We start from the raw sequence: 25,871 nt of genomic DNA, 5'->3' as shown, positions 1-25,871 counted from the left end.
GGTCCCGCACCGCGCAGCGCAGGAGACACGGCCATGGCCGACCAGCAGGTGGAATTCGCCCTCGATCTGATCCGCAAGTACGACAAGAGCGGCCCCCGCTACACCTCCTACCCCACCGCGCCGCAGTTCCACGAGGGGTTCGGCCCGGCGGCCTACACGGAGGTGGCCCGGGCTACCAACGCGGAGACGCCCAAGCGCCCGCTGTCGCTGTACTTCCACATCCCCTTCTGCGACACGCTGTGCTTCTACTGCGCCTGCAACAAGATCGCCACCAAGGACCGCTCCAAGGCGGTGACCTACCTGGACTACCTGTTCCGGGAGATCGAGCTGCAGGGGGCGCTGTTCGACGATGACCGGACGGTGGACCAGCTGCACTGGGGCGGTGGAACGCCTACCTTCCTGAATTCCGACCAGATGCGGGCCCTCATGGCCAAGACCGCCGAGCACTTCCGTCTGCGCGACGACGACAGCGGCGAGTACGGCATTGAGGTGGATCCGCGCGCCGCGGGCTCCGACACCATCGCCGCCCTGCGCGAGGTGGGCTTCAACCGCCTGTCGGTGGGGGTGCAGGACTTCGACCCTCGGGTGCAGGAGGCGGTGAACCGCATCCAGCCGGCGGAGCAGACCTTCGCCGTCATTGACGCCGCCCGGCGGGAAGGCTTCCACTCCCTGTCCCTGGACCTCATGTACGGCCTGCCCTTCCAGTCGCGGGCGACCTTCGCCCACACCCTGGAGCGGGTCATCGAGGCCCGACCGGATCGGCTGGCGGTGTTCAACTACGCCCACCTGCCGGACCTGTTCCCACCCCAGCGCCGCATCCGCGACGAGGACCTGCCGGCGCCGGAGGAGAAGCTGGCCATCCTTGCCGACACCATCGAGCGCCTCACCGCGGCGGGCTACGTCTACATCGGCATGGACCACTTCGCCTTGCCCGACGACGAGCTGACCCGTGCCCAGCAGCAGGGCCAGCTGCACCGCAACTTCCAGGGCTACTCCACCCACGCGGACTGCGACCTGGTGGCCCTGGGCGCCACCGCCATCGGCAGCGTGGGCGCCACCTACAGCCAGAACGTGCGCACCCTGGAGCCCTACTACGAAGCCCTGGATTCCGGCGAGCTGCCGGTGTTCCGCGGCTACGAGCTCACCGCCGAGGACTGCCTGCGCCGCGCGGTGATTACCCGCCTCATGTGCGATTTCGCCCTGGACTTCGACCGGGTCGAGGCGGACTGGGGGGTGGACTTCGCCGAGCACTTCGCCGCCGAGCTGGCGGACCTGGAGGAGATGGCCGCCGACGGGCTCATCGAGCTGGGGGAGCGGGGCCTGACGGTTACGCCGCGCGGCCGGCTGCTGATCCGCAACATCGCCATGGTCTTCGACGCCTACCTGCGCGCCAAGGAAGGCGCCCAGCGCTACTCCAAGGTCATCTGAGCGGACCCTTGGTTCCGCCGATCCCCCGCTCCGTTGGGCGGACCGGGGGTTGCTTCGCCCTTTCCCTTCCCATGCCGAGCGAGCGCGCCTATGGACCTTCCCCTGCAGGCCTTCGTCTTCGATTTCGACGGGGTGATCGTGGACAGCGAGCCGGCCCACTACCGGGCCTTCCAGGCGGTGCTGGAGCCGCTCGGCCTGGGCTACGGCTGGGACGAGTACCTGGCGCACTACATCGGCTTCGACGACCGGGACGGGTTCCGGGAGGCCTTCCGCCGGGGCGGCCGGGAGCTGGCCGAGGCGGATCTGGAAGGGCTGATCGCGGCCAAGAGCGCGGCCTTCGGCCGCGAGCTGGCCGCCGGCCTGGAGCCCATCCCGGGGGCGGTGGAGTGCGTGCGGCGGCTGGGGGCGCTCCTGCCCTTGGCCGTATGCAGCGGGGCGCTGCGCCAGGAGATCGAGCCCACCCTGGCGGCGCTGGGCCTCGCCGAGGAGTTCCGGGTGGTGGTGTCCGCCGAGGACGTGGCCCACAGCAAGCCCGATCCGGCCAGCTACCGTCTGGCCGTGGAGCGCCTGGGGGGGAGCCTGGGACAAACCCTGGAGCCGGCCGCCTGCGCGGCCATCGAGGACACCCCCACGGGGGTGGCCAGCGCCCGGGGCGCCGGCCTGTGGGTGGTGGGCCTGGACCGCGCGGGGGACGCGGGGCTGGAGCAAGCCCACTGCGTGGTGCGGGACCCGGCCGAGGTGGACGCCGCCCTGCTCGCCGCCCTCGTCCGGGGCGGGGAGGCCTAGCCTTCCCCCTCCCCGTGCTCGCGGGGGGCGACCACTAGGTGAAGGGCCTCCAGCTGGCGCTCGGGGCCCTGCTCGTCGGCCACGCCGAAGGGGCGATGCTCCACCTCCTGGTAGATGGCGGCCACCCGGTCACCCGGGCGGATGTCCTCCAGGTGCACGGGGCGGCCATCGGGCTTGCGGATGTCGGCGTTGCTCGGCACGTAAAGGTGGGTGCCGCCCATACCCAGGATCCCCCCGACGGTCAGTTCGTGGGTCAGCGGCCGGATCGTGTGGACCTCCGCGGAACAGGCTTCCACCTTGCCGGTGGCCCGGGTCCAGGTGGTGTCCTCCCCGGCCACCGCATCCCGCCGTACCCCGGCGTTGGGATCGCGGTTCACCTCGAAGCCGGTGCCCCAATGCTCGTTGATGGCCATGCCAGTCCTCCCTGTAGGGTCGGAATCGTCCGAGCTCCGTTGCCGTTCTTGAATTAGACACCGGTTCCAGGGGGAAGCTCCGGGCGGTGCCCCCGCCCGTGCAGGGATAGTACAATCGCCCCAGCAATCCGGAGCCGGGTCAGCGGAGGGAGCCCTTTGAGCGAAGGAGTGGACGTGGCGGTGGTGGGCGGCGGCATGGCCGGCGCGACGCTGGCCTGGGCCCTGCGCCAGCGCGGTCTGGAGGTGGCCCTGGTGGAGCCCGGCGAGCCGCCCGAGCCCGGGCCGGAACCGGCCCCCCTGCGGGCGAGCGCCATCAACGCCGGCTCGCGGGCCATCCTGGAGGAGCTGGGCCTGTGGGCCGGCATCGTGGGCCAGGGGGGCGCCCCCATCGAGCGCATCGAGGTCACCGACGGCGGACGGGGCGGCCGCGCCGTCCTCGACCGGCACGAGGCCGGTGTGGAGGCCCTGGGCCACGTGGTGCCCAACCGCGCGGTGGTGGCCGCCGCCTGGCAGCGCCTGCGACAGGACGGGGGCGTCCGCCTGCTCCAGCCCGGCTCGGTGCGCGGTCTGGAGCGGGACGCCGCCGGAGCCCGGCTCCGGGTGGAGCGCGACGACGGGACGGAGGACCTGGAGGCCCGCCTGGTGGTGGGGGCCGACGGCGAGCACTCCCGCGTCCGGCGCGCCGCCGGCATCGGCACCCATGGTTGGCACCACAACCGCCATGCCCTGGTGGCGGTGGTGGACTGCGGGCGGGACCTGGACGGCTGGGCCTTCGAGCGCTTCCTGCCCGAGGGCCCGTTGGCCTTCCTGCCCCTGGGGGGGCGGCGGGCCTCCATCGTCTGGACCCTGACCCCTTCGGCGGCGGCCGAGGTGGCCGCCCTGGACGATGCGGCCCTCCTGGCCCGGCTGCGCGAGCGCTTCGGGCCGGCCCTCGGGGCCTTGGAGGGGGTGGGCGAGCGGGCCCTGTTCCCCCTGGAGCTGCGCCTCGCCGAGCGCTTCACCGCCCAGCGAACGGCCCTGGTGGCCAACGCCGCCCACCTGGTGCACCCGGTGGCGGGCCAGGGCTTCAACCTCGGCCTGCGCGACCTGGCGGCCCTCGCCGAGGAGCTGGGCAACGCCCGTGCGCGGGGCTGGGACCCCGGCAACCCCGGCGTCCTGCAGCGCTACGAGCGCCGCCGCCGCGGGGACACGGCGCGGGTGGTGGCCTTCACCGAGGGGCTCAACCGCCTGTTCGCCAACGAGGCGGCGCCCCTGGCCCTGGGCCGGCAGCTGGGCCTGCGCCTCCTGGACCGGGTGGGCCCCCTGAAGCGGCTGTTGATGGACCAGGCCCTGGGCCGCAGGCCGGCTGCCCCCGCCCGCCTTCCCCTTCCCCCCTTCATCGAGGAGGCCCGGCCATGAGCGGTAATCCTTCCGGCGGCGACCCCCGTCCCTACGATCTGATCGTCATCGGCGGCGGCATGGTGGGCGCCGCGCTGGCCGCCGCCCTGGCGCCCACGCCGCTGCGGGTGGCGGTGGTGGAGGCCCGTCCGCCGGAGGGCCAGCCCTCCAGCGATGGTCGCCGGGTGAGCGCCCTCACGGCAGGCTCCGTGCGCATCCTGCGCGCCCTGGGGGTCTGGGAGCAGGTGAACGGGGGGGATACCGAGGCCATCCGGGGCATGGTGGTGTGGGACGGCGACCACGCCGGCACCATCGCCTTCTCCGCCGAGGAGGTGGGCCTGGAGTCCCTGGGGGCCATGGCCCCCAACGCCGCCATCGCCGGGGCCCTGCAGGCGGCCACCGCCGAGGCGGAGAACGTGGACTGGTACTGCCCCGCCGCCTGGCAGGCCCTGGAGCGTGAGGGGGACCGGGCGGTGCTCACCCTGACCATGGCCGGGGCAACCCGCCGCCTGAGCGCGCCGTTGGTGGTGGGCGCCGACGGCCGTGACAGCGCCCTGCGGGACGAGGCGGGCATCCCCACGGTGGGGTGGAGCTACGGGCAGAGCGCCGTGGTGGCGGAGTTCCATCCCGAGCGCCCCCACCACGGCCGGGCCTTCCAGCGCTTTCTGCGCGGCGGGCCGGTGGCCCTTCTGCCCCTTTCCGGGGGCCGCAGCTCCCTGGTGTGGTCCGTGCCGCGGGCGCGGGCGGAGGGCCTGCTGGACCTGGACGATGACGCCTTCGCGGACCGCCTGCAGCGGGCCTTCGGCCCGGACCTGGGCCGCCTGGCGGTGGGCGGTCCGCGTGGCGCCTTCCCGCTGCGCCTGGAGCACGCCCGGCGCTACGTGGACCGCCGCCTGGCCCTGGTGGGCGATGCCGCCCACGCCGTCCATCCCCTCGCGGGGCTGGGCCTCAACCTGGGCCTGCGGGACGCCGCCCAGCTCGCCGAAGTCCTCGCCGAGGCCCATCTGGCCGGCGAGGACCTGGGGGGCGAGGCGGTCTTGGGACGCTACCAGCGGGCGCGGCGGCCGGACAACTGGCTGGTCTCCGCCTACACCGATGGCTTCCACCGCCTGTTCGCCAACGACAGCCGGGTCCTGGGCGACCTGCGCAGCCTGGGCCTGGGGCTGGTGGACCGTGCCGGGCCCCTGAAGAAGCTGCTCATGCGCCAGGGCATGGGGGTGCTCGGCGCCCCCAACCGCCTGACGCGGGGCGAGCCGCTCGGGGCCGGCTAGAGGGCGCCCTACGAACAGGGTCCCTAGGCGCCCCCGGCGAAGCCCTGCTGGCGCCAGGCCTCGAACAGGGCGATGGCGATGGAGTTGGACAGGTTCACGCTGCGGTTGCCCGGCACCATGGGGATGCGCAGGCGCTGCTCCGGGGGAAAGGCGTCGCGGGTCGCCGCCGGCAGGCCGCGGGTCTCGGGACCGAACAGCAGGGCGTCGCCGCCCGCGAACCCCGCCTCCGTGTAGCGCCGCCCGGCGTGGGAGCTGAACACCCAGATCCGCTCGGTGCCGAGCGTCTCCAGGCAGCTCTCCAGGTCCGGGTGCTCGTGGACGTGGGCCAGCTCGTGGTAGTCGAGGCCGGCGCGCTTGAGGCGGGTGCTGTCCATGGAGAAGCCTAGCGGGTGCACCAGGTGCAGGCGGGCCCCGGTGTTGGCGGCCAGGCGGATGGCGTTGCCGGTATTTCCGGGGATCTCGGGCTGGTAGAGGACGATATGGAACATGCGTACGATTCTGGAGCGGACAACGTGGTGACCGGAGGGATTCCGAGGCGCCCCCTCGATCGGGGCAGGCGCGAGCAGCCATGACGGCCGGGGCGCAGCACGGCGACGCCCTGCGGGTGCGGTTCGCCGGGATGGACATGGCCAGCCCGGTGGTGCTGCTCTCCGGCTGCGTCGGCTTCGGCGAAGAGTACACCCGGGTGGCGGGCTTTTCCAACGCCGACGTGGGCGGCGTCTGCCTGAAGGGCACCACCCTGGAGCCGCGCCTGGGCAACGCCCCGCACCGGGTCTACGAGACCCCCGCTGGCATGCTCAACGCCATCGGCCTGCAGAACCCCGGGGCGCGGGCGGTGGTGAACGACATCCTGCCGGAGCTGGACCTGGAGGAGACGCGCTACATCGCCAACATCTCCGGCTCCACGCTGGAGGAATACGTGGAAGTGGCGCGCGTCTTCGACACCTCCCCCATCCATGCGGTGGAGATCAACATCTCCTGCCCCAACGTGAAGGCTGGCGGGGCCGCCTTCGGCAACTATCCGGACATGTCGGCGCGGGTGGTGGAGGCGGTGCGGGCGGTCACCGACAAGCCCCTGATCACCAAGCTCTCCCCCAACCAGACCGACATCGCCGAGAACGCCCGGCGCTGCATCGAGGCGGGCAGCGACGCCCTGTCGGTGATCAACACCCTCATGGGCATGGCCGTGGACCTGGAGCGCCGCGTCCCGGTGCTGGGCAACCGCCAGGGCGGGCTCTCCGGGCCGGCCATCAAGCCCCTGGCCCTGCTCAAGGTGCACCAGGTCCATCAGGTGGCCGCCCCGCACGGCGTCCCCATCCTCGGCCAGGGGGGGATCGCCTCGGCGGAAGACGCCCTGGAGTTCCTCGTTGCCGGTGCCACCGCCGTGGGGGTGGGCACCGCCCTGTTCTACGATCCCCTGGTGGTGCCGGACATCAACGCGGGCATCGCCGACTACCTGGCCCGCCACGGCTTCGCCTCGGTCCACGACCTGGTGGGCACCCTCGCCCCGGCGGAATAGGCCCCGAACCTTCAGGCCCGCGCCACCGCCACCACCCCCACCCGCTCCGCCCCCGCCTCGAGCAGCGCCCGCGCCGCCGCGTCGGCGGTGGCGCCGGTGGTGACCACGTCGTCCACCAAGGCCACCCGGCGATCCGCCACCGCCCACGGCCGGGCGTGGAAGGCATCGCGCACGTTGGCGGTGCGGTGCCGGTCGGCGAGCCCCACCTGAGTGGCGGTGGGCCGGGTCCGGGCCAGGCCGCGGGCGCGCACGGGCAGGCGATGGCGGGCGCCGAGGAGCCGGGCGAGCAACAGCGCCTGGTTGAAGCCCCGGTCCGCCAGCCGGTGCCGATGCAACGGCACGGGCACCAGCAGGTCGATACGGTGCAGGTGGAGCCAGTCCGCCAGGCCCTGATCCGCCACCGCAGCCAGCGTTGGAGCCAGGCCCAGGTGCTGCCCGTACTTCAACTCCCGGACCCAGCCCGCCAGGGGCTCCCGGTACGCCCCCGGGGCGTGCACGGCGTGGAAAGCGGGTGGCCGGCGCTGGCAGCGCCCGCAGGGGCGTTCGGGGTCCACGCCGGGGTGCGCGCAGCGGGGGCAGCGGCGCTCCGGGGTCTGCGGCAGCCCGCCCCGGCAGGCCGGGCACAGCCGGACCGGCCCGGGCACCCCCTCCCCGCAGACCAAGCAGTGCACCGGGTAGAGCAGGTCCACAAGATCGCGAAGGCGGGGCGGGAGACCGGAACCGGGAACTTTAAGTTGCATTAAAATTCCAACTTTATTAACGTTAGAAATCCGTTATACTCTTGATCGCCTTTTACTGCTTGGGGGTAGTCCGATGGACCAGGCGAGTCGCGACGATGTCCAGTTCATGTCCTCCTCCCGGATTCGCTTCCGGGCGGCCCTGTTCCACATTGGCAACCTGGTCTGCATGGTGGCGGCCGTCGGCGCCGGGGTGGCCTACTTCGTGGATTCCGGGCTGCTGAGCACCGTGCTCTCGGTGGCCCTGATCCTGCCCTCCATCCTCTGGTTCGGCGCCTCCATGGCCCTGTACTCCTTCTTTGCCGAGGATCCCCACAGTCTGGTGGCCCGCCATACCCGACGGGCTGGCTACCAGTTCTACGGCGCCGCTGGCGCGGGCCTGATGACGGTGGGCTTCCTGCAGAAGGTTAGCATGGCCTACCTGCTGCCCATCCCCGCCCTGGTGGTGGGGATCATCATGGTGATGGGCATCCGGGACCTGTGGGAGATCTGGCAGGCCGACCTGGATAGCGAGACTGTCTCCCTGGATACCGAGGCCGCCTGACGACCCCGGTCGGCGAATCAGCCTCGGTGGAGGGCCCGGCGGCAGCCGGGCCCTTGGCGTTCCGGGGGTTGAACGGGCCATTGGGGGCCCCCATCTATATCCCGTAATGGCCCGAGACGCGCTTATGCCCCCTACCTCAACCGCCGACGCGGAACCCATGCTCGCGGTGGACCCTGCGGCGCTGCGCCGCGCCCTGCGTCGCGCCGCCCCCACCTTTGACCGGGCCGCCCTGCTGGCCCACGAGGTGGAGGGGCGGCTGCTGGAGCGCCTGCAGCTCATGCGGGTGGATCCCGCCCGCATCCTCGTGGTGGACGCCCGCGGCGGGGCCGGGGGGCGGGCGCTTTCCAAGCGCTTTCCCAAGGCGGAAAAGGTGCAAGTGGACCCCGCCCCCGCCATGGTCCGGCAGGCACGCAAGCGCCGCGGCTGGCACCGGCGCCAGCGCTTCTGCGCCGCCTGGAGCGGGGCCCTGCCCTTTCCCGCCGGAACCTTCGATCTGGTCTGGTCCAACCTCGGCCTGCCCTGGGCCAACGATCTGGACGCCGTGCTCGGCGAGCTGCATCGGGTCCTGGCGCCCGAAGGCCTGGTGCTGTTCTCCTCCCTGGGCCCCGACACCCTCGCCGAGCTGCGCGCCGCCCTGCCCGCCGGCTACTCCCGCGCCCCAGACATGCCGGTGTTCCTGGACATGCACGATGTGGGCGATGCCCTATCGCGGACCGGCTTCGAGGGGGTGGTGATGGAGAACGAGACCCTCACCGTTACCTACCCGGACCTCCGGACCCTGCTGGCCGACGGCCGCGCCACCGCCAGCGGGGCGCTCCTGGCCAACCGGCCGCGTGGCCTGCTCACGCCCCGGCGGCTGGCCGCACTGGAGGCGGCGCTCCCCCGGGAGGACGGTCTTTTGCCCGCGCGCTTCGAGGTGGTGTACGGCCACGCCTGGCGCCCGGAGCGCGCCGGGGTGGCCGCCGATGCCTCCGGCACCGCCCGCATCGGCCTGGACCAGATCGGACGGGCGTCGGGAACGCGGTAGGCACGGGTGTAAGGGAATGCTACAAGGATAGGAGGTTCGCGAGCCCACCGCCAACCAGGGGGAGGTAATGAAGGCAGTGATCATGGCGGGCGGACAGGGGTCCCGCCTCCGCCCGCTCACCGAAGGCATGCCCAAGCCGATGATCCCGATCCTGGGCCGGCCCATGATGGAGTACATCCTGGAGGCCGTACGCGACGCCGGGATCACCGACATCCTCGTCACCCTCCACTACCGGCCCAACCTCATCCAGGACTACTTCGGCGACGGCGCCGACTGGGGCGTGAACATCGAGTACGCCATCGAGGAGCAGCCGCTGGGCACCGCCGGCTCGGTAAAGAACGGCGCCCACTTCCTCGACGAGCCCTTCCTGATCATCAGCGGCGATGCCCTGATGGACTACGATCTGCCCGCCCTCATGGACTTCCACCGGCGCAGCGAGGCGCTGGTTACCTTCTGCCTGGCCCGCGTCCAGGATCCCAGCGAGTTCGGCATTGTGGTGACCGACGAGGACGGCCGGGTGCAGCGCTTCCAGGAGAAGCCCGGACCCTCGGAGGTGTTCACCGACACGGTGAACACCGGGATCTACGTGATGGATCCCCGCGTCCTGGAGGACATCCCCGCCGGCGCCGAGTTCGATTTCTCCCACGACCTCTTCCCCGCCCTGCTGGAGCGAGGCGAGCCCCTGTGGGGCCACGTGGCCAAGGGCTACTGGAACGACATCGGCAACGTGGACCAGCTCGCCCAGTCCACCTGGGACCTGCTGGAGGGCCTGGTGGACCTGCCCATCCCCGGCGAGGAGATCCGGCCCAAGGTCTACGTGGAGGGCACCGCCCACGTGGAGGACGGCTGCACCCTGCAGGGGCCCGCGTGGATTGGCCGGGACGCCATCCTTCGCGGCGGCTCGGTGGTGGGCCCCTACGCCGTGGTGGGGCGTCACTCGGAGGTGGACTCGGGGGCGCGGATCCGCCGCTCCATCCTGCTGGATTCCTCCTACGTGGGCGAGCACGCGGAGGTGCGCGGCTCCTTCTGCGGCAATCGCGTCCTTCTGGAGCAGGAAGTGGAGGTGGAGCAGGGCGCCGTGCTCGGCGACGACGTCCACCTGGGCCGGCGGGTCTCCATCGAGGCGGACGTGCGGGTCTGGCCGCACCTGGAGGTGGAGGCCGACAGCCTCATCGACCAGAACGTGGTCTGGGAGTCCGTGGGCCGCCCCGCCCTGTTCAGCGAGTACGGCGTGGCCGGCCTGGCCAACCTCCGCCTGACCCCGGAGACCGCCGCCCGCATCGGCAAGGCCTTCGGCAGCTGGCTGGGGCGCAGCCAGCGCGTGGTGGTGGGCCACGGCTCCCACGCCTTCTCCCACGTGCTGGAGAAGGCGTTCGTCTCCGGGCTGCTCTCCGTGGGCATCGAGGTGGAGCCGCTGGGGGTCTCCAGCCACGCCATCACCCGCTTCGCCGTGGCCCGCAACATCGAGTTCGAGGGCGGGGCCTTCGTGCGCCAGGGCCCGGAGCACGCCCAGGTGGCGGTGATCGAGCTCTACGACCGCAACGGCCATCCCCTGCCCCGCAAGGCCCGGCGCAAGGTGGAGGCCACCTACCGGCGGGCCGACTTCCCCAAGGTGGACGCCGACCACGTGGGCCGGCTGCTCTCCACCGGCGACCACGAGGCCCGCTACGTCAGCGAGCTCATGGCCGAGCTGGATCGCCAGGCCCTGGTGGCCATGGAGCCCAAGCTCGCGGTGCTGTCCCGCAACCGCTGGAGCACCCGGGTCCTCGACATCCTGCTCGACGAGATCCAGACCGAGGCGGTCACCGTCTCCGGGGAGACCGGCCCCCAGGGGCGGGATACCGAGGATCCCGGCCAGCGCCTGCGGGAGATCTACGCCCTGGGCGGCGAGCACCGCCGCATCGGCCTCTACCTCTCCGCCGACGCCCGCAGCATGTGGCTGCTGGACGAGTACGGCCACCTCTACGACCCCAACGCCGCCAACCACCTCCTCACCCTGGCCTACCTCCTCGACGGCCCGCCCCCGGAACAGGAGCGGGGCACGGTCTTCCTGCCGCCGCAGGCCCCCGACGCCATCCGGGACCTGGCCGCGGCTCAGGGCTTCGAGGTGCGCGAGCGCCGGCTGGGCCTGGCCGAGACCATCACGGAGAACCGGGGGCCGCGCCCCTACCGCTGGCTGGACTTCGAGCACTTCTACCTGGGCATGGCGGCGGTGCCGGCCTTCTTCCGCCTGCTCGACTTCCTCGCCCGCCACACCACCGACCTGGCGGACCTGGCCGCCTACCTTCACGACAGCCACACGGGCGCCATCGACGTGGAGTGTCCCTGGCGGGACATGGGCTGGGTCATGCGCCACCTCACCGAAGAATACGCCGACCACCTGGAGGGGGTCTCCGACGGCGTGAAAGTGCGCCACCCCGAAGGCGGCTGGACCTATGTGGTGCCCGCCAGCAGCGAGCCCGTGCTGCGGGTGTACGTGGAGGGGGACAACGAGGCGGAGGTCCAGGAGCGCCTGGAGCGCACTCGGCGCAACCTGGTGCGCATGATCCGGGAGGCTGGATGAGCGCGGCTGGCGATCCCCGCTCCGGGATCTCCGCCGGTGGGGTCCCCAACCCCAAAAGGACGGAGGGCTAGCCCATGGCGGTCGGCCTGCTGGCCACGGACATGGACCGCACTTTGCTTCCCAACGGGCTCCAGGAGGCGGAGCCGGGGGCCCTGGACCGGTTCCGGGACTGGGCCGCCGCCCGCCATCCCCGCCAGCTCGCCTACGTCACCGGACGGCACCACGCCCTGGCTCGGGAGGTGATGGCCGGCTTCCGGCTCTCCGAGCCGGACTGGCTGGTGTGCAACGTGGGCACCGAGATCTACGCCGCGGGGCAGGCCCATCCCCTGCCCGCCTGGGAGAAGGCCCTGGAGCGGGGCTTCGACGCCGGGGCGGTGCGGGACTGGGCCCTGGAAGCCCTGCCCGGGGCCCGGTTGCAGGAGGCCGCCAAGCAGTCGCCGCTCAAGGTGAGCTTCTACCTGGACCGGGAGCCCGATGCCACGGCCCTGCAGGGGCGGCTGGAGGCGGGGCTGCGGGAGGAAAGCCTGGCGGCCCGGGTGGTGGTCTCCTACGACGAGACGGAGGGGCTGGGGCTGGTGGACTTCCTGGCCCCCGGCTCCGGCAAGGCCAACGCCCTGGACTTCCTGCGCCGCCACCTGGAGCTGGACCGCGACCGGACCCTGTTCGCCGGGGACAGCGGCAACGACGCCGACGCCCTCCTCTCTGGGGTGTGCGGGATCCTGGTGGGCAACGCCACGGAGGCGGTGCGCGCGCACCTGCGCGCCGAGCAGGCCCGCCATCCGGGGGCGCGCATCTACTTCGCCCGGCGCCCCTATACCGCCGGCATCCTGGAGGGCATGGCCCACTACGGCTGGAAGGAGCCCTGAGCCCATGAAGATCGCCTTCGTAAGCCCGCACAGCGACCCCCTGGCCGAGCCGGGGGAGCCGGACTCCGGCGGCCAGTGCGTCTACGAGCACCGCCTGGCGGCCACCCTGGGGGAGGCCGGGGATGCAGTGCGGGTCTACACCCGGCGCTGGGGCGGAAAGGAGCCCCGGCGGGAGATCGCGGCCAACGCCGAGGCCCTGCGCGTCGACGCCCACGGCGGGGAGTTCGTGCGCAAGGAGGACATGGCTCCGGTGCTCCCCGCCTTCCTGGAGGAGATGTGGCGGCGCGACGGAGGCTGGCTGGATGGTGCCAAGGTCTTTCACGGGCACTACTGGGACGGCGGGGCTGCCGCGCTCATGGCAAGCCTGCGCACGGGGCGTCCCCTGATCTTCACCTCCCACTCCCTGGGCCGGGAGAAGCGCGACCGGGTGCCGGAGGACGGGAGCCTCAACTACGCCCTGCGCATCGCCAATGAGCACCGCGTCATGGCCGCCGCCGACCGCATCATCGCCCTCACCGAGATGGAGAAGGGCGTCCTGGAGCGGCGCTACGGCGTGGACCCCGCCAAGGTGGCGGTGGTGCCCGCCGGCGTGAATACCGAGGCCTACCGGCCCACCGGGGACCCGGCGGCCCTGCGCAAGAGGCTGGGGCTCGCCGAGGACGAGCGTCTGGTGTTCACCACCGGACGGCTGGACCCGCGCAAGGGCTACGAGCTCCTCCTGGACGCCATCCCCGAGGCCACCCGGCGGCTGGCGGAGCGCGGCATCCGGGCCCGCTTCCTCCTGCCCGCCGGGGGCGAGGAGCTGGACGACAACGAGCGCGCTGTGCGGGCGACCATGGAGGAGCGGATCGCCCGCCACGGCCTGGCGGACCGCGTGATCCTTTTCCCGCACCTGTCCTTCGACGAGCTCCTGGCCCACTACACCGCCGCCGACCTCTTCGTCCTGCCCTCCCCCTACGAGCCCTTCGGCCTGGTGGCGGTGGAGGCCATGGCCTGCGGCACCCCGGTGCTGGCCACGCGCAACGGCGGGCCCCCGGAGATCATCGACCCGGGCCAGGAGGGGGACCTGGTGGATCCCTCCGACGCCGAGGAGTTCGGGCGCGCCCTGGGCGAACTGCTCGGGGACGGGCAACGTCTGGCCCGGATGGGGGAGCAGGCCCGGCGCAAGGCCCGCGAGGTGTTCGACTGGCGGGCCGTTGCCGCCGCCATTCGCGGGGTCTATGCCCAGGCGCTGGAGAACGCCCCGGGCTGATTCCGGCCCGCCAGGGCCGGGCATCGCGCCCGGCCGCATCCCTCCCTCCCGAACCGGGCGCCTCCACCACCGCCTTGCCGTACTTGGTCAGTCATCCCTCCCTCCTGCCCGCCTAGACCGGGAACCGGGCCGGGTACGCTCACCCGGTCCCGTGCGCGGTACCTTCCGACCCCCTTTCGGCTCCGGAAAGGGCCGGCTCCGACCTCCCCTCCTTTTTTTGAACAAAAGCGGACCGTGCTTTGCATTGCCGGACTTTATTAGGGAAAACCCTTACATTGTCCCCCTGAAAAACCGTCAATACAGTTAATCCCTATTTGCTCGTACGATTTGTAGATGTGGCGATTTGAAAAACCGCACGCATTTGGGAGCGGACAGGCGGTATCAGGAAAGTTAGTTGTTTCTAATATTCAAATCGCGTTAATTTACTCTTTAGCTTTTGACTAATTAAAAGTTTTATTATTGTTTTGTTTTGTGTGGACAGCTGAGTTAGGATCGTTTCAAATGAAGGGGAAGAGGGCCTCCGCAATGCCGGGAACGGGAGAACCTCCGTGGGCGAAGGCGAGCATAGTTCGGGACCCGAGGCCCAGCGATTCGTCATTCGACCCAACCGTTCCCTCTCCTGGCGGGGCGCCAAGCGGTATTTCGGGCTTCAGGCCCTGGCCAGCGCCGCGGTGGCGCTTCCTCTTGCCTGGCTCGGGGCGTGGCTGATCCTGCCTTTCACGGCAGTGGCGCTGGTGGCGGTAGGGGTCTGTTTCTACCTGGTGCTGCTGCGGACCAACCGGATCGAGGTGGTCTGGCTGACGGAGGACCAGGTGGCCGTGGAGCGGGGACGGCGGGGCCCCGAGGAGCGCACCGAGTTCCCGCGCAGCTGGGTGCAGGTGGTCCTCGAGCCCGCGGAGAAAAGGCTGGGAACCAATCACCTATTCCTGCGGGCCTACGGGCGGCAAACGGAGATCGGGGCCTTTCTTACCGATGAGGAGCGGGAGCGCCTGGCGCGGGATCTTGTCCGGGCGATCCGGTCGGACCCGAAAGACAGGGGCCCACGGTAGCGGTAAGGAAGGGGAAGCCGCGCAGGAATAGCATCCATCGGAGTGGGGAGGACGCATGTTCAAGATACGCGGAATCGGACGGCTGGGGATCCGGCTGGCGGCGGCCCTGCCGCTGCTGGCCTCCGGACCGGCGACGGCCGGGTGGGACGCCCTCAACATGCCGACGGGGGTCACCCCCCTGAGTGGCGAGGTCTACAACCTGCACATGCTGATCCTGTGGATCTGCGTGGCCATTGGCATCGTGGTCTTCGGGACCATGATCTATTCGATCATCCGCTTTCGGAAGCGGAAGGGGGCCGAGGCCGCCCAGTTCCACGAGAGCACAACGGTGGAGATCATCTGGACGATCATTCCCTTCCTCATCCTCGTGGGCATGGCCATCCCCGCCACCGGGACTCTCATCGATATGGAGGACGCCTCCGGCTCGGACATGACGGTGAAGGTCACGGGCTACCAGTGGAACTGGCACTACGAGTACATGGACGAGGGGGTGGACTTCTACAGCAACCTCACCACCCCGGTGGACGAGATCCAGAACGAGGCCACCAAGTCCGAGGATTATCTCCTGGAGGTGGACAACCGGCTGGTGGTGCCCACCGACACCAAGATTCACTTCCTGATCACCGCCGAGGACGTGATCCACTCCTGGTGGGTGCCGGACCTGGGCATGAAGAAGGACGCCATTCCCGGCTTCGTCAACGAGATGTGGACCCGGATCGACGAGCCCGGCGTCTACCGGGGACAGTGCACCGAGCTATGCGGGCGGGGCCACGCCTTCATGCCGGTGGTGATAGAGGCCAAGACGCCGGAGGAGTACCGGCAGTGGCTGGAGGAGCGGAAGCAGGAAAGCGACCAGGCCAAGGCCGGTTCCCAGGAGCAGGTGGCCCAGGCGGAGAACTGATCACAGGCGGATGAACGTGGCCGGAAGCGGCTGCGCAGGGAGGTTTTCGATCATGAGCGAGGCAGTGGAGCACGGAACCCATCACGGTCCACCGAGCGGGATCCTGCGGTGGGTGTTCACCACCAACCACAAGGACATTGGCACCCTTTACCTGGTGACCTCCTTCCTCATGCTGCTGGTGGGCGGCGTGATGGCCCTGGTGATCCGCACCGAGCTGTTCCAGCCGGGCATGCAGGTGGTGGATCCCATGTTCTTCAACCAGATGACCACCATGCACGGGCTGATCATGATCTTCGGGGCGATCATGCCGGCCTTCGTGGGCCTGGCCAACTGGCAGGTTCCCCTGATGGTGGGGGCGCCCGACATGGCCCTGCCGCGCATGAACAACCTGTCCTTCTGGATCCTGCCCTTCGCCTTCCTGCTGCTGCTGGCCACGCTGTTCATGGAAGGCGGGGCGCCGGCCTCGGGCTGGACCATCTACCCGCCCCTGGTGCTGCAGACCGGAGACGCCTTCCCCTTCCTGATCCTGTCCATCCATCTGATGGGGCTGTCGTCGATCATGGGGGCGATCAATATCATCGCCACCATCCTCAACCTGCGCGCCCCCGGCATGACCCTGATGAAGATGCCGCTGTTCGTCTGGACCTGGCTGATCACCGCCTTCCTGCTGATCGCGGCCATGCCGGTGCTGGCGGGAGCGGTGACCATGCTGCTCACCGACAAGTTCTTCGGCACCAGCTTCTTCAACGCCGCGGGCGGCGGGGACCCGGTGATGTACCAGCACATCTTCTGGTTCTTCGGGCATCCCGAGGTCTACATCATGATCCTGCCGGCCTTCGGCATCGTGTCGCAGATCATCCCCACCTTCGCCCGCAAGCCGCTGTTCGGCTACACCTCCATGGTGTATGCCACGGCGTCCATCGCCTTCCTCTCCTTCATCGTCTGGGCCCACCACATGTTCACGGTGGGCATGCCGCTAGCGGGCCAGCTGTTCTTCATGTACGCCACCATGCTCATCGCCGTGCCCACGGGCGTGAAGGTGTTCAACTGGGTGGCCACCATGTACCGGGGCTCCATGACCTTCGAGACCCCCATGCTGTTCGCCGTGGCCTTCGTGATCCTGTTTACCATCGGCGGCTTCTCCGGGCTCATGCTCGCCATCACGCCGGCGGACTTCCAGTACCACGACACCTACTTCGTGGTAGCCCACTTCCACTACGTGCTGGTGCCGGGCGCCCTGTTCGCCATCATCGGCGGGGTCTACTACTGGCTGCCCAAGTGGACCGGCCACATGTACAACGAAACCCTCGGCAAGTGGCACTTCTGGCTGTCGGCCATCTTCGTCAACCTGCTCTTCTTCCCGCAGCACTTCGTGGGCCTGGCCGGTATGCCGCGGCGGATCCCGGATTACGCCATGCAGTTCACGGAGTGGAACCAGGTTTCCACCATCGGCGCCTTCGGCTTCGGCCTCTCCCAGGTGCTGTTCGGGTACATCGTCTGGCGCACCGTGCGCGGCGGTGAGCAGGCGAAGGCCAAGGTCTGGGAAGGCGCGCGCGGTTTGGAATGGACCGTGCCCTCCCCGGCGCCCTACCACACCTTCGAGGAAGCGCCGGAAGTGAAGTGAATCCGGCAATCGATAAGGACGACCCCATGAGCGCAAGCATGGCCCACAACGACGAAGAGCTCCGGAAGCGCAAACGGGCCGCCGTCCGCACCGCCCTGGTGCTGGCGGGCCTGGCCCTGGCCATCTACGTGGCCTTCTTTCTGAGCATGGGGCTGGATTGAGCTGGGAACGGCCCCGGCCCCCAGCCAAACCGGGCAGGCTCCAGGAAAGGGATGGCTAATGAGTGAAGCACACGGCGGGTACTACGTTCCGCATCAGAGCCACTGGCCGATCGTCGGCTCCATAGGACTGTTCGTGCTGATGGCCGGATTCGCCTCGCTCCTCAACGGGGCGAGCTTCGGTCCCACCCTCATGGTGGCGGGCGGGCTGATCACCGTCCTGATGATGGTGGGATGGTTCGGCACCGTGATCCGGGAGAACCAGCAGGGTATGTACCACGCGCGGGAGGACATGTCCTTCCGCTGGGGCATGGGCTGGTTCATCTTCTCGGAGGTGATGTTCTTCGCCGCCTTCTTCGGCGCCCTGTTCTACGCCCGGGTGCTGTCGGTGCCCTGGCTGGGCGGAGCGGAGCCGGAGCAATGGACCCACCAGCTGCTCTGGCAGGGATTCGAGGCGGGCTGGCCCACGAACGGGCCCGCCGGCGTGGGCGGCGAATTCCAGCCCATGGCGGCCTGGGGGATCCCGGCCCTGAACACCCTCATACTGCTCTCCTCGGGCGTCACGGTCACCTGGGCCCACTGGGGGATCAAGGAAGGCAACCGGCGGAAGCAGATCGGTGGGCTGGCAGCCACGGTGGCCCTGGGCTTCCTCTTCATGGCCTTTCAGGTCTACGAGTACGGCGAGGCCTACTCCCACCTCAACCTGACCCTGCAAAGCGGCATCTACGGCTCCACCTTCTTCATGCTGACCGGATTCCACGGTCTGCATGTGACGGTGGGGGCCATCATGCTCCTGGTTATGCTGGGGCGGGCCATCGCCGGCCACTTCACCGAGGACAACCACTTCGCCTTCGAGGCGGCGGCCTGGTACTGGCACTTCGTGGATGTGGTGTGGCTGGGGCTGTTCGTCTTCGTCTACTGGCTCTAGGGCCGTACGGCCCCGGCCTTACTGGGGCGGAACCGCGGGATGGGGCGAGATGACGCCTGTGGCGAACCCCAGCATGAGCAGGAGGAACAGCGCCACGGAGAGCCCCACCCGCAGGGTCAGGGCACGGACGGTGCGGTCGGACCGGCCATTGTCCCGGAGCAGGTGGAACAGCCCGGAGCCGAGGCTGGCCACGATGAGGAGCAGGATGGCGATGATAAATCCCTTGACCAGCATGGGGCCTCCTGGGCGGGCGCTTGAAGGTGGTTCCAGTATACCCCTGCACCCCAGGGAGACCACACCGGGGGAGCCCCGTGCGCCTCGGGCGGCTTGAATTCCGCCCGCGCCCGGTCCCGGCGCTGGCGACCCTGGTTCTCCTGCCTATTCTTCTGGCCCTCGGTGTCTGGCAGCTGGACCGGGCGGAGCAGAAGCGGGATCTGCTGGCCAGCTGGGAAACGGCCAAAGAGGGAGCCCCCCGCCCACTTTCCCGGGCCCAGGAGGGCAAGGATTCGGCAGGGTTCTCCCGGGTGGCCGCGGAGGGGCGATACGACGGCTCGCGGCAGTTCCTCCTCGACAACCGGATCCGGGACGGCCGGCCCGGGTTCCAGGTCCTGACCCCCCTCCGGCTGGAAGATCGGGAGGGGGCGGTACTGGTCAACCGGGGCTGGGTGCCCATGGGCAAGGACCGGCAGCCCCTTCGGGATCTTACCGTGCCCCAGGAGCCGCAGCGGGTGCAGGGCCTCCTGGCGGATGCTCCCGGGGTGGGACTCCGTCTGGGTCCACCGGACACCGGCAGCGGGGATTGGCCCCGCGTGGTGCAGTACGTGGCCCCGGAGCGCATGGCGGACCAGCTCGGTTATCCGGTAATGGGCAGGGTCCTCCAGCTGGGAGAGGGCCAGCCCAACGGCTACCGGCGGGACTGGGAAGCCCCGGTGTCCTTCGGGCCCCAGCGGCATGTGGGATACGCCGTCCAGTGGTTCGCCCTGGCGGCGGCCCTGGTCACGATCTTTCTGGTGGTGAACACGAAATGGAGCACGTCCCGTGATGCAGACCCAGTCGCCAACCGGGACCACCCCGGCGCCTGAGGGCAGGAACCGTGCGCAGCTCTGGCTGCTGCTGCTGGTCTTCGTCGGCCCGGTGATCGCCGCGGGGGTCCTCTACGCCAACGCCGATCACTGGTTCAATGGCAACGCCACAGGCCACCACGGCCAGCTCGTGGATCCGGCCCGGCCCCTGCAGGGGCTGCCGGTCCTGGATGCCGAGGGCAACCGCCTGGGCCTGGAGGCGGTCCGGGGCAAGTGGACCCTGGTCTACATCGGTTCCGGCCAATGCGGAGCGGACTGCCGGTCGGATCTCTACGGCATGCGCCAGGCCCACAAGGCCCAAGGCAAGAACATCGGCCGGGTCCAGCGCCTCTTCATCGCGCGGGACGGCATCCTCCCGGAAGGGGCCTTCTTGGCCGAGGAGCATCCCAACCTGAAGGTAGGGCGCTTGGCGCCGGGGGCCTCCCTGGAAGCCTTCGACGCCGGCGACAGGGAAAAGCCCCCGGCCGGGATCTACATGGTGGACCCCAACGCCAACCTGGTGCTGCGCTACGAGCCCGGGGCGCCGCCCAAGGGGATCCTCAAGGACCTGGAATCCCTCCTCAAGCACTCCACCATCGGATAGCCATGACCCCGCGATCCCGATTCGCCCTCCTCGCTTTCCTCACCGCCGGCCTGGCCTTCGTGGTGGTTGTGCTTGGCGGGTACGTCCGCCTATCCAACGCCGGCCTGGGATGCCCGGATTGGCCGGGGTGCTACGGCAAGCTCGGGGTGCCTGAGGCGGTGGGTCCGGGGAGCGGCTTCGAGCGGCCCCTGGAGCCGGGCAAGGCCTGGAAGGAGATGGTCCACCGCTATTTCGCCGGGGCGCTGGGCCTTGCGATCGCGGGCCTGGGGCTGCTGGCCTGGCGGCGCCGCCGCGAGCCCGGACAGGCGGTGGGCCTGCCGGCGGCGCTGGTGGCCCTGGTGGTCTTCCAGGCCCTACTGGGCATGTGGACGGTGACTTGGCTGCTCAAGCCGCTGGTGGTGACCGCCCACCTGCTGGGGGGCATGGCCACCCTCGCCTTGCTGGTGTGGCTGGCCCTCCGCCAGGGGAATGTCCCGGCTCCCGTCGAGGAGCCCGGGCCCTGGCGGAAATGGGCCCTGGCGGCCCTCGGAGTGGTGGCCGTCCAGATCGCTCTGGGGGGGTGGACCAGCGCCAATTACGCGGCCCTGGCCTGTCCGGACTTCCCCACCTGCCAGGGGCGGTGGTGGCCGGAGACCGATTTCGGCACCGCCTTCACCCTGTGGCACGGCCTGGGGGTCGACTACGAGGGGGGCATCCTCGACAACACGGCCCGCATGACCGTCCATCTGGTCCATCGGATCGGGGCGGTGGTGACCCTGGTGGCCGTGGGGGGCCTGGTGGTCGCCCTGCTGCGGCGGACCCGCTCCCCGCGGGTGCGCAAGGCCGCCCTCGGGGTGGGGCTGTTGCTCCTGGGCCAGGTGGGGCTGGGGGTGGCCAACGTGGTCCTCGGGCTACCGCTGGCGGTGGCGGTGGCGCACAACGCGGGGGCCGCGGGTCTGCTGCTTTCCGTGGTGGTGCTGAACCACGTCCTGCGTCCGGCGGCCCGCGCCGTTCCCGACAACGCCCCGGCGCCCGCGGCGCATACGGGGCTGGAATCCGCGTAGGGAGGGGAAGAGATGCCGCAAGCGCCGACGAAAATGGCCCTGGTGGGCGGGCAGGTCCGGGCCCACTGGCGGGATTACTATGAGCTCTGCAAGCCCCGAGTAGTGGCCCTGATCGTGTTCACTGCCATGGTGGGCATGTTCCTGGCTTCCCCGGGTGCCGTGGCGCTGGGGACCTTCCTGTTCGGGACCCTGGGCATCGCCCTGTGCGCAGCTTCCGGCGCGGCCATCAACCACGTGGTGGACGAGGAAGTGGACGCGCGCATGGCGCGCACCAAGCGGCGGCCGCTGCCCACCGGCCATCTGAACCGGACGGGGGCCCTCGGCTTCGCCTTCGCGCTGGGCTTGGCCGGAATGGCCCTGCTGATCTGGCTGGTGAACCCCCTGACGGCCTGGCTGACCTTTGCCTCCCTGGTGGGCTACGCGGTGGTCTATACCGTGTTCCTGAAGCGGGCCACGCCCCAGAACATCGTCATCGGCGGCGCGGCGGGCGCGGCGCCCCCGGTGCTGGGCTGGGCGGCGGTGACGGGGGAGGTCCACCCCCACGCCCTGCTGCTGTTCCTGATCATCTTCGCCTGGACCCCGCCCCACTTCTGGGCTCTGGCCATCGCCCGCTACCGGGACTACGCCGAGGCGGAGATCCCCATGCTTCCGGTCACCCACGGGGTGGCCCTGACCCGGCTGCACCTCCTGCTGTACACGGTGCTGCTGGTGCTGGTCTCGCTGCTGCCCTTCGTCACCGGCATGAGCGGCTGGGTCTACCTGGTGGGGGCGATGGGGCTGGGGGCGGGCTTCCTCGGTCAGGCGCTGGCCCTGCTGGTCACCGGGGACGACGAGCGATACGCGATGCCTACCTTCGGCTATTCCATTTTCTACTTGATGGCCCTGTTCGCCGCCCTATTCGTCGACGCCTACCTCCCCCTCTTGAGCGGCGTCCTGGCCTGAAGGATCCGAGCCACCGAAGCCCGCCTCAGGCCCCCGCCGACCCTGTTTCCGGCAGTGTTTGACAGGCGGGGGTCTACGCTTATAATTCCACAATGTTTTTGCGGGATCTCGCCGTATAAAGCATATTCTTATATGCCGGATCTATTGCCTTGGATTAGGCCATGCGCGTAGGATATTGTTCCGCATTTCCACGGTGAGTTTTTGCTAACCGGAGTCGGCGAAGGCTCCGACGGACGTATTTCCAGCCCAAAGAGAACAAGCCGGAGGGGAGACCATGGCACAGGCGCAAGCAGCAACCGCCGGCCAGACGGGCGTCAACGAGGAGTATAACTACCACGTTATACGCCAATTCGCGGTAATGACGCTGGTCTGGGGCATCGTAGGCATGTTCATGGGGGTGTTCATCGCCCTCGAGCTGGCGTACCCGGAGCTCATGTACGCGCTCACGGGTAGCAGCGAATTCCTGAACTTCAACCGGCTGCGGCCTGTGCACACCAGCGGTGTGATCTTCGCCTTCGGCGGCTCGGCTCTGTTCGCCACCTCCTACTACGTGGTGCAGCGCACCTGCCAGGCGCGGTTGTTCGGTGACAAGCTGGCCAGCTTCACCTTCTGGGGCTGGCAGGCCATCATCGTCCTGACGGTGATCAGCTACGTCCTCGGCTACACGCAGAGCCGCGAGTACGCGGAGATGCCCTGGCCGGTGGACATCTTGATCGCCCTGGTGTGGGTGGCCTACTTCGTGGTGTTCATCGGCACCATCATGAAGCGCCGCCAGCCCCACATCTACGTGGCCAACTGGTTCTATCTCGCCTTCATCGTGACCACCGCCCTGCTCCACATCTTCAACAACCTCCAGGTGCCCATCGCCTGGAACTCCATGTGGTCCTACTCCCTGTTCTCCGGGGTGCAGGACGCCATGACCCAGTGGTGGTACGGCCATAACGCCGTGGGCTTCTACCTGACCGCCGCCTTCCTCGGCATGATGTACTACTTCGTGCCCAAGCAGGCCGGCCGGCCGGTGTACTCCTACCGGCTGTCCATCATCCACTTCTGGGCGCTGATCTTCCTGTACATGTGGGCCGGCCCCCACCACCTGCACTGGACCGCCCTCCCCGACTGGGTGTCCACCCTCGGCGCCACCTTCTCCATCATGCTGCTGATGCCCTCCTGGGGCGGCATGATCAACGGCATCATGACCCTGTCCGGGGCCTGGGAGAAGCTGCGCACCGATCCGATCATCAAGTTCATGGTGGTGGCGCTGTCCTTCTACGGCATGTCTACCTTCGAGGGGCCGATGATGGCGCTGCAGAACGTGAACGCCCTGTCCCACTACACCGACTGGACGGTGGGGCACGTGCACTCCGGCGCGCTCGGCTGGGTGGGCATGATCACCTTTGGCTCCCTGTACCACCTGATCCCGCGCCTGTGGAACACCGAGCTGTACAGCACCCGGCTGGCCAACGTGCACTTTTGGCTGGCGACCCTGGGCGTGCTGTTCTACATCGTCGCCATGTGGATCAGCGGCATCCTGCAGGGCCTGATGTGGCGGGCCTTCGACGAGTACGGCAACCTCGTCTACACCTTCGCGGAGTCGGTGGAGGCCATGCATCCCTTCTACGCGATGCGGGCCTTCGGCGGGATCCTCTACCTCGCCGGCATGATCCTGCTCACCTACAACTGCTATAAGACCATCGCTCAGGCCAAGGCCGCCCAGCCGGCCACCGCCCGGGCGTAAGCGGCCTTTCGGCGCGAAGGAGCTCGCTACATGCGACACGAAAATATCGAGAAGAACATTGGCCTGATGACCATTTTGACGCTGATCGTGGTCAGCGTCGGGGGGCTGGTGGAGATCGTTCCGCTCTTCTACATCGACGACACCGTGGAAGAGGTGGAGGAGGTGCGCCCCTTCACGCCCCTGGAGCAGCGGGGCCGCGATATCTACGTCAAGGAGGGTTGCTACCTCTGCCACTCGCAGCAGGTCCGGCCCTTCCGGGATGAGGAGATCCGCTACGGCCATTATTCCCTGGCCGCCGAGAGCAAGTACTCCCATCCCTTCCAGTGGGGCTCAAAGCGCACCGGGCCGGATCTGGCCCGCGTGGGCGGCAAGTACTCCAACGAGTGGCAGGTTCAGCACTTGATCGCGCCGCGCTCGGTGGTCCCCGAGTCGGTCATGCCCAACTATCCCCACCTGATGGAAGAGCTGGATTACAGCCAGCTGCAGGCTCGCATGCGGGCCCTCAAGGCCGTCGGCGTCCCCTACACGGAGGAGGGCGAGGACGAGCTGTACGAGAAGAACGTGGAGCGCTGGGGCGAGGATGTGGCCGAGCAGCTGCACATTCCCAACGCCGAGGACTCCCTCAAGGCCGAGGCCGAGGAAGGCAATTTCGACGGCGATCCGAGCAAGCTGACGGAGATGGACGCCATCGTCGCCTACCTCCAAGTCCTCGGCACCATGGTGGACTTTGACGAGTACAGCGAGCCGGAGCAGGGCCGCTCCCGGGGCTTCTAATGCCCCGGCGGCCCCGCCCCGCGGGATAGGAAAATGACCGATTTGTTCGCATGGATCTCCAATGCCCTGACCGACATGCAGACGGCGGGACAGATCGCCACGGTGATCTTCTTCCTGACCTTCTGCGGCATCCTCATCTACGTCTTCACCGGGAAGCACCGCAAGAAGCGCTTCGACAGCTATCGGTACATTCCCCTGGATGACGAGGACGGGGAAACGGGCAAGGAAAAGTCCAGCGACGAAGAGCGCAAGGGGAGTGCCGACGATGGCCAGCAATGAAAAGCAACAGGTCCAGACCACGGGGCATACCTGGGACGGGGACCTGGCGGAGTACAACAACCCGCTGCCCCAGTGGTGGGTGTGGGTCTTCTACGCGACTGTGGTGTTCGCGGTGGTCTACTGGGTCCTCTACCCGGCCTGGCCCATGGGCGGGAGCTATACGCAGGGCGTACTGGACTACTCCAAGCGGGCCAAGCTCCAGGAATCCACCTCTGAGCCGACCCTGCAGGAGCAGTACCCGGAGCGGTACGAGGCGCTGAACAAGATCGCCGAGATGAGCCCGGCAGCCATCGCGCAGGACGAGGACCTCATGAGCTTCGTGAACTCCTCCGGCAAGGTGCTGTTCGGGGACAACTGCTCCGCTTGCCACGGCGCGGGCGGGGAGGGGGTGGTCGGCCACTACCCAAATCTGGCGGATAACGACTGGCTGTACGGCGGGACGCACTCCGACATCCGGCAGACCCTCATAAACGGACGCAACGGCTACATGCCCGCTCACGAGGACAAGCTCTCCGACGAGGATATCGAGGCAGTTGCCACCTATGTGGGTGACCTGGCCGGTGAGGAATGGGCCCAGGATTCCCAGAAAGTCGAGCAGGGCGAGGAGATCTTCCACGGGGATCAGGCCGCCTGCTACGCCTGCCACGGCGAGGACGCGGAGGGCAACCAGACCCTTGGCGCCCCCAACCTGACCGACGCCATTTGGCTCTACGGTGGTGAGAAGGAAACCGTGATCGAGACCATCGCTCAGGGCCGCGAGGGCGAGATGCCCGCCTGGAAGGACCGGCTCTCCGAGAGCGAGATCAAGATCCTCACCGCCTACGTCCACGCCCTGGGCGGGGGCGAGTGATTCGGACCCTCCTCTAGGAGTGGAACCGGAACGGCAGGCCGGGCATGCGCCCGGCCTGTTTCGTTGGGGCGCGGGGAATCGCGGTCCGTGCCCGTTGTCAAAAGCGGTGACCCGGCTTCTATATTAGATTATACTTATAT

General features: G+C 69.2%; 27 protein-coding genes. 23 read left to right on the top strand and 4 right to left on the bottom strand.

Translation table 11 applies throughout. The features are described from left to right. Positions 1-33: 33 nt before the first annotated feature. Together hemN and ACLFRB_RS01165 are read left to right on the top strand one after the other, a co-directional pair. The gene (gene hemN / locus ACLFRB_RS01170) at positions 34-1,428 is read left to right on the top strand and encodes an oxygen-independent coproporphyrinogen III oxidase (RefSeq protein ID WP_411067162.1); all 1,395 of its coding nucleotides are present in this window, start codon (positions 34-36) and stop codon (positions 1,426-1,428) included. 90 nt (positions 1,429-1,518) lie between these two features. Beyond that, positions 1,519-2,214 (top strand): HAD family hydrolase, encoded by a 696-nt coding sequence (locus ACLFRB_RS01165; protein WP_411067161.1) that lies wholly within the window; start codon positions 1,519-1,521, stop codon positions 2,212-2,214. Here the strand turns inward: ACLFRB_RS01165 and ACLFRB_RS01160 are convergent. Beyond that, positions 2,211-2,627, bottom strand: coding sequence for a hypothetical protein (locus ACLFRB_RS01160; RefSeq protein WP_411067160.1), 417 nt, complete (start codon positions 2,625-2,627; stop codon positions 2,211-2,213). The genes ACLFRB_RS01165 and ACLFRB_RS01160 overlap by 4 nt on opposite strands. A 156-nt stretch (positions 2,628-2,783) precedes the next feature. Between ACLFRB_RS01160 and ACLFRB_RS01155 the strand changes: the two genes are divergently transcribed. Beyond that, entirely contained in the window at positions 2,784-4,025 is a 1,242-nt protein-coding gene (locus tag ACLFRB_RS01155; RefSeq protein WP_411067159.1) for an FAD-dependent oxidoreductase, read from the top strand. Next, positions 4,022-5,275 carry a UbiH/UbiF/VisC/COQ6 family ubiquinone biosynthesis hydroxylase gene (locus tag ACLFRB_RS01150; protein ID WP_411067158.1) on the top strand — a complete coding sequence of 418 codons (1,254 nt, stop codon included), beginning with the start codon at positions 4,022-4,024 and terminating at the stop codon, positions 5,273-5,275. The genes ACLFRB_RS01155 and ACLFRB_RS01150 overlap by 4 nt, the downstream gene beginning before the upstream one ends. A 23-nt stretch (positions 5,276-5,298) precedes the next feature. Here the strand turns inward: ACLFRB_RS01150 and ACLFRB_RS01145 are convergent, their stop codons facing one another. Beyond that, positions 5,299-5,763, bottom strand: coding sequence for a tRNA (cytidine(34)-2'-O)-methyltransferase (locus tag ACLFRB_RS01145; RefSeq protein WP_411067157.1), 465 nt, complete (start codon positions 5,761-5,763; stop codon positions 5,299-5,301). 80 nt (positions 5,764-5,843) lie between these two features. Between ACLFRB_RS01145 and ACLFRB_RS01140 the strand changes: the two genes are divergently transcribed. Next, positions 5,844-6,794 carry a dihydroorotate dehydrogenase gene (locus ACLFRB_RS01140; protein WP_411067156.1) on the top strand — a complete coding sequence of 317 codons (951 nt, stop codon included), beginning with the start codon at positions 5,844-5,846 and terminating at the stop codon, positions 6,792-6,794. 11 nt (positions 6,795-6,805) lie between these two features. Here the strand turns inward: ACLFRB_RS01140 and ACLFRB_RS01135 are convergent, their stop codons facing one another. Further along, positions 6,806-7,534, bottom strand: coding sequence for a ComF family protein (locus tag ACLFRB_RS01135; RefSeq protein WP_411067155.1), 729 nt, complete (start codon positions 7,532-7,534; stop codon positions 6,806-6,808). Positions 7,535-7,607: 73 nt separating this feature from the next. On the opposite strand from ACLFRB_RS01135, the gene ACLFRB_RS01130 reads away from it, so the two are divergent. From ACLFRB_RS01130 to ACLFRB_RS01085, 10 genes are all read left to right on the top strand, one after another. Beyond that, the gene (locus tag ACLFRB_RS01130) at positions 7,608-8,075 is read left to right on the top strand and encodes a hypothetical protein (protein ID WP_411067154.1); all 468 of its coding nucleotides are present in this window, start codon (positions 7,608-7,610) and stop codon (positions 8,073-8,075) included. Between the two features lie 124 nt (positions 8,076-8,199). Beyond that, positions 8,200-9,102, top strand: coding sequence for a methyltransferase domain-containing protein (locus tag ACLFRB_RS01125; RefSeq protein ID WP_411067153.1), 903 nt, complete (start codon positions 8,200-8,202; stop codon positions 9,100-9,102). A gap of 67 nt (positions 9,103-9,169) precedes the next feature. After that, positions 9,170-11,665: a sugar phosphate nucleotidyltransferase gene (locus ACLFRB_RS01120; RefSeq protein WP_411067152.1), complete on the top strand. Its 2,496-nt coding sequence runs from the start codon at positions 9,170-9,172 to the stop codon at positions 11,663-11,665. 74 nt (positions 11,666-11,739) lie between these two features. Continuing rightward, complete coding sequence (locus ACLFRB_RS01115) at positions 11,740-12,531, top strand: HAD-IIB family hydrolase (RefSeq protein ID WP_411067151.1); 792 nt, start codon at positions 11,740-11,742, stop codon at positions 12,529-12,531. Between the two features lie 4 nt (positions 12,532-12,535). Next, entirely contained in the window at positions 12,536-13,783 is a 1,248-nt protein-coding gene (locus ACLFRB_RS01110) for a glycosyltransferase (protein ID WP_411067150.1), read from the top strand. Between the two features lie 548 nt (positions 13,784-14,331). Further along, positions 14,332-14,832 (top strand): DUF2244 domain-containing protein, encoded by a 501-nt coding sequence (locus ACLFRB_RS01105; protein WP_411067149.1) that lies wholly within the window; start codon positions 14,332-14,334, stop codon positions 14,830-14,832. 55 nt (positions 14,833-14,887) lie between these two features. After that, the gene (gene coxB / locus ACLFRB_RS01100; protein ID WP_411067148.1) at positions 14,888-15,733 is read left to right on the top strand and encodes a cytochrome c oxidase subunit II; all 846 of its coding nucleotides are present in this window, start codon (positions 14,888-14,890) and stop codon (positions 15,731-15,733) included. Positions 15,734-15,785: 52 nt separating this feature from the next. Further along, positions 15,786-17,357 carry a cytochrome c oxidase subunit I gene (gene ctaD, locus ACLFRB_RS01095; RefSeq protein WP_411067147.1) on the top strand — a complete coding sequence of 524 codons (1,572 nt, stop codon included), beginning with the start codon at positions 15,786-15,788 and terminating at the stop codon, positions 17,355-17,357. A gap of 26 nt (positions 17,358-17,383) precedes the next feature. Continuing rightward, positions 17,384-17,518 carry a hypothetical protein gene (locus tag ACLFRB_RS01090; protein ID WP_411067146.1) on the top strand — a complete coding sequence of 45 codons (135 nt, stop codon included), beginning with the start codon at positions 17,384-17,386 and terminating at the stop codon, positions 17,516-17,518. Positions 17,519-17,576: 58 nt separating this feature from the next. Continuing rightward, a complete protein-coding gene (locus ACLFRB_RS01085; RefSeq protein ID WP_411067145.1) occupies positions 17,577-18,443 on the top strand; it encodes a cytochrome c oxidase subunit 3 in 867 nt (288 codons plus the stop codon). 18 nt (positions 18,444-18,461) lie between these two features. On the opposite strand, the gene ACLFRB_RS01080 is transcribed toward ACLFRB_RS01085, so the two are convergent. Continuing rightward, entirely contained in the window at positions 18,462-18,677 is a 216-nt protein-coding gene (locus ACLFRB_RS01080) for a twin transmembrane helix small protein (protein ID WP_411067144.1), read from the bottom strand. A 77-nt stretch (positions 18,678-18,754) separates the two neighbouring features. Between ACLFRB_RS01080 and ACLFRB_RS01075 the strand changes: the two genes are divergently transcribed. The 8 genes from ACLFRB_RS01075 (at position 18,755) to ccoP (ending at position 25,731) form a co-directional block, all read left to right on the top strand. Next, positions 18,755-19,525 carry an SURF1 family protein gene (locus tag ACLFRB_RS01075; RefSeq protein ID WP_411067143.1) on the top strand — a complete coding sequence of 257 codons (771 nt, stop codon included), beginning with the start codon at positions 18,755-18,757 and terminating at the stop codon, positions 19,523-19,525. After that, positions 19,485-20,108: an SCO family protein gene (locus ACLFRB_RS01070; protein WP_411067142.1), complete on the top strand. Its 624-nt coding sequence runs from the start codon at positions 19,485-19,487 to the stop codon at positions 20,106-20,108. Before ACLFRB_RS01075 ends, ACLFRB_RS01070 begins: the two co-directional genes overlap by 41 nt. A 2-nt stretch (positions 20,109-20,110) precedes the next feature. Continuing rightward, a complete protein-coding gene (locus ACLFRB_RS01065) occupies positions 20,111-21,151 on the top strand; it encodes a COX15/CtaA family protein (RefSeq protein WP_411067141.1) in 1,041 nt (346 codons plus the stop codon). A gap of 12 nt (positions 21,152-21,163) precedes the next feature. Then, a complete protein-coding gene (gene cyoE, locus ACLFRB_RS01060) occupies positions 21,164-22,093 on the top strand; it encodes a heme o synthase (RefSeq protein WP_411067140.1) in 930 nt (309 codons plus the stop codon). Between the two features lie 274 nt (positions 22,094-22,367). Next, positions 22,368-23,828 carry a cytochrome-c oxidase, cbb3-type subunit I gene (gene ccoN / locus ACLFRB_RS01055; RefSeq protein WP_411067139.1) on the top strand — a complete coding sequence of 487 codons (1,461 nt, stop codon included), beginning with the start codon at positions 22,368-22,370 and terminating at the stop codon, positions 23,826-23,828. 30 nt (positions 23,829-23,858) lie between these two features. Beyond that, the gene (gene ccoO / locus ACLFRB_RS01050) at positions 23,859-24,602 is read left to right on the top strand and encodes a cytochrome-c oxidase, cbb3-type subunit II (RefSeq protein ID WP_411067138.1); all 744 of its coding nucleotides are present in this window, start codon (positions 23,859-23,861) and stop codon (positions 24,600-24,602) included. A gap of 33 nt (positions 24,603-24,635) precedes the next feature. Continuing rightward, positions 24,636-24,881 (top strand): cbb3-type cytochrome oxidase subunit 3, encoded by a 246-nt coding sequence (locus tag ACLFRB_RS01045; protein WP_411067137.1) that lies wholly within the window; start codon positions 24,636-24,638, stop codon positions 24,879-24,881. Continuing rightward, positions 24,868-25,731 carry a cytochrome-c oxidase, cbb3-type subunit III gene (gene ccoP, locus ACLFRB_RS01040; protein ID WP_411067136.1) on the top strand — a complete coding sequence of 288 codons (864 nt, stop codon included), beginning with the start codon at positions 24,868-24,870 and terminating at the stop codon, positions 25,729-25,731. The genes ACLFRB_RS01045 and ccoP overlap by 14 nt, the downstream gene beginning before the upstream one ends. The last annotated feature ends 140 nt before the right edge of the window (positions 25,732-25,871 follow it).

This window comes from Thiohalorhabdus sp. (assembly GCF_046545655.1).
In the GTDB taxonomy this organism is placed as follows: domain Bacteria; phylum Pseudomonadota; class Gammaproteobacteria; order Thiohalorhabdales; family Thiohalorhabdaceae; genus Thiohalorhabdus.
Note: the sequence above shows the minus strand (reverse complement) of the source record. Positions and strands in the feature narration are given on the sequence as shown.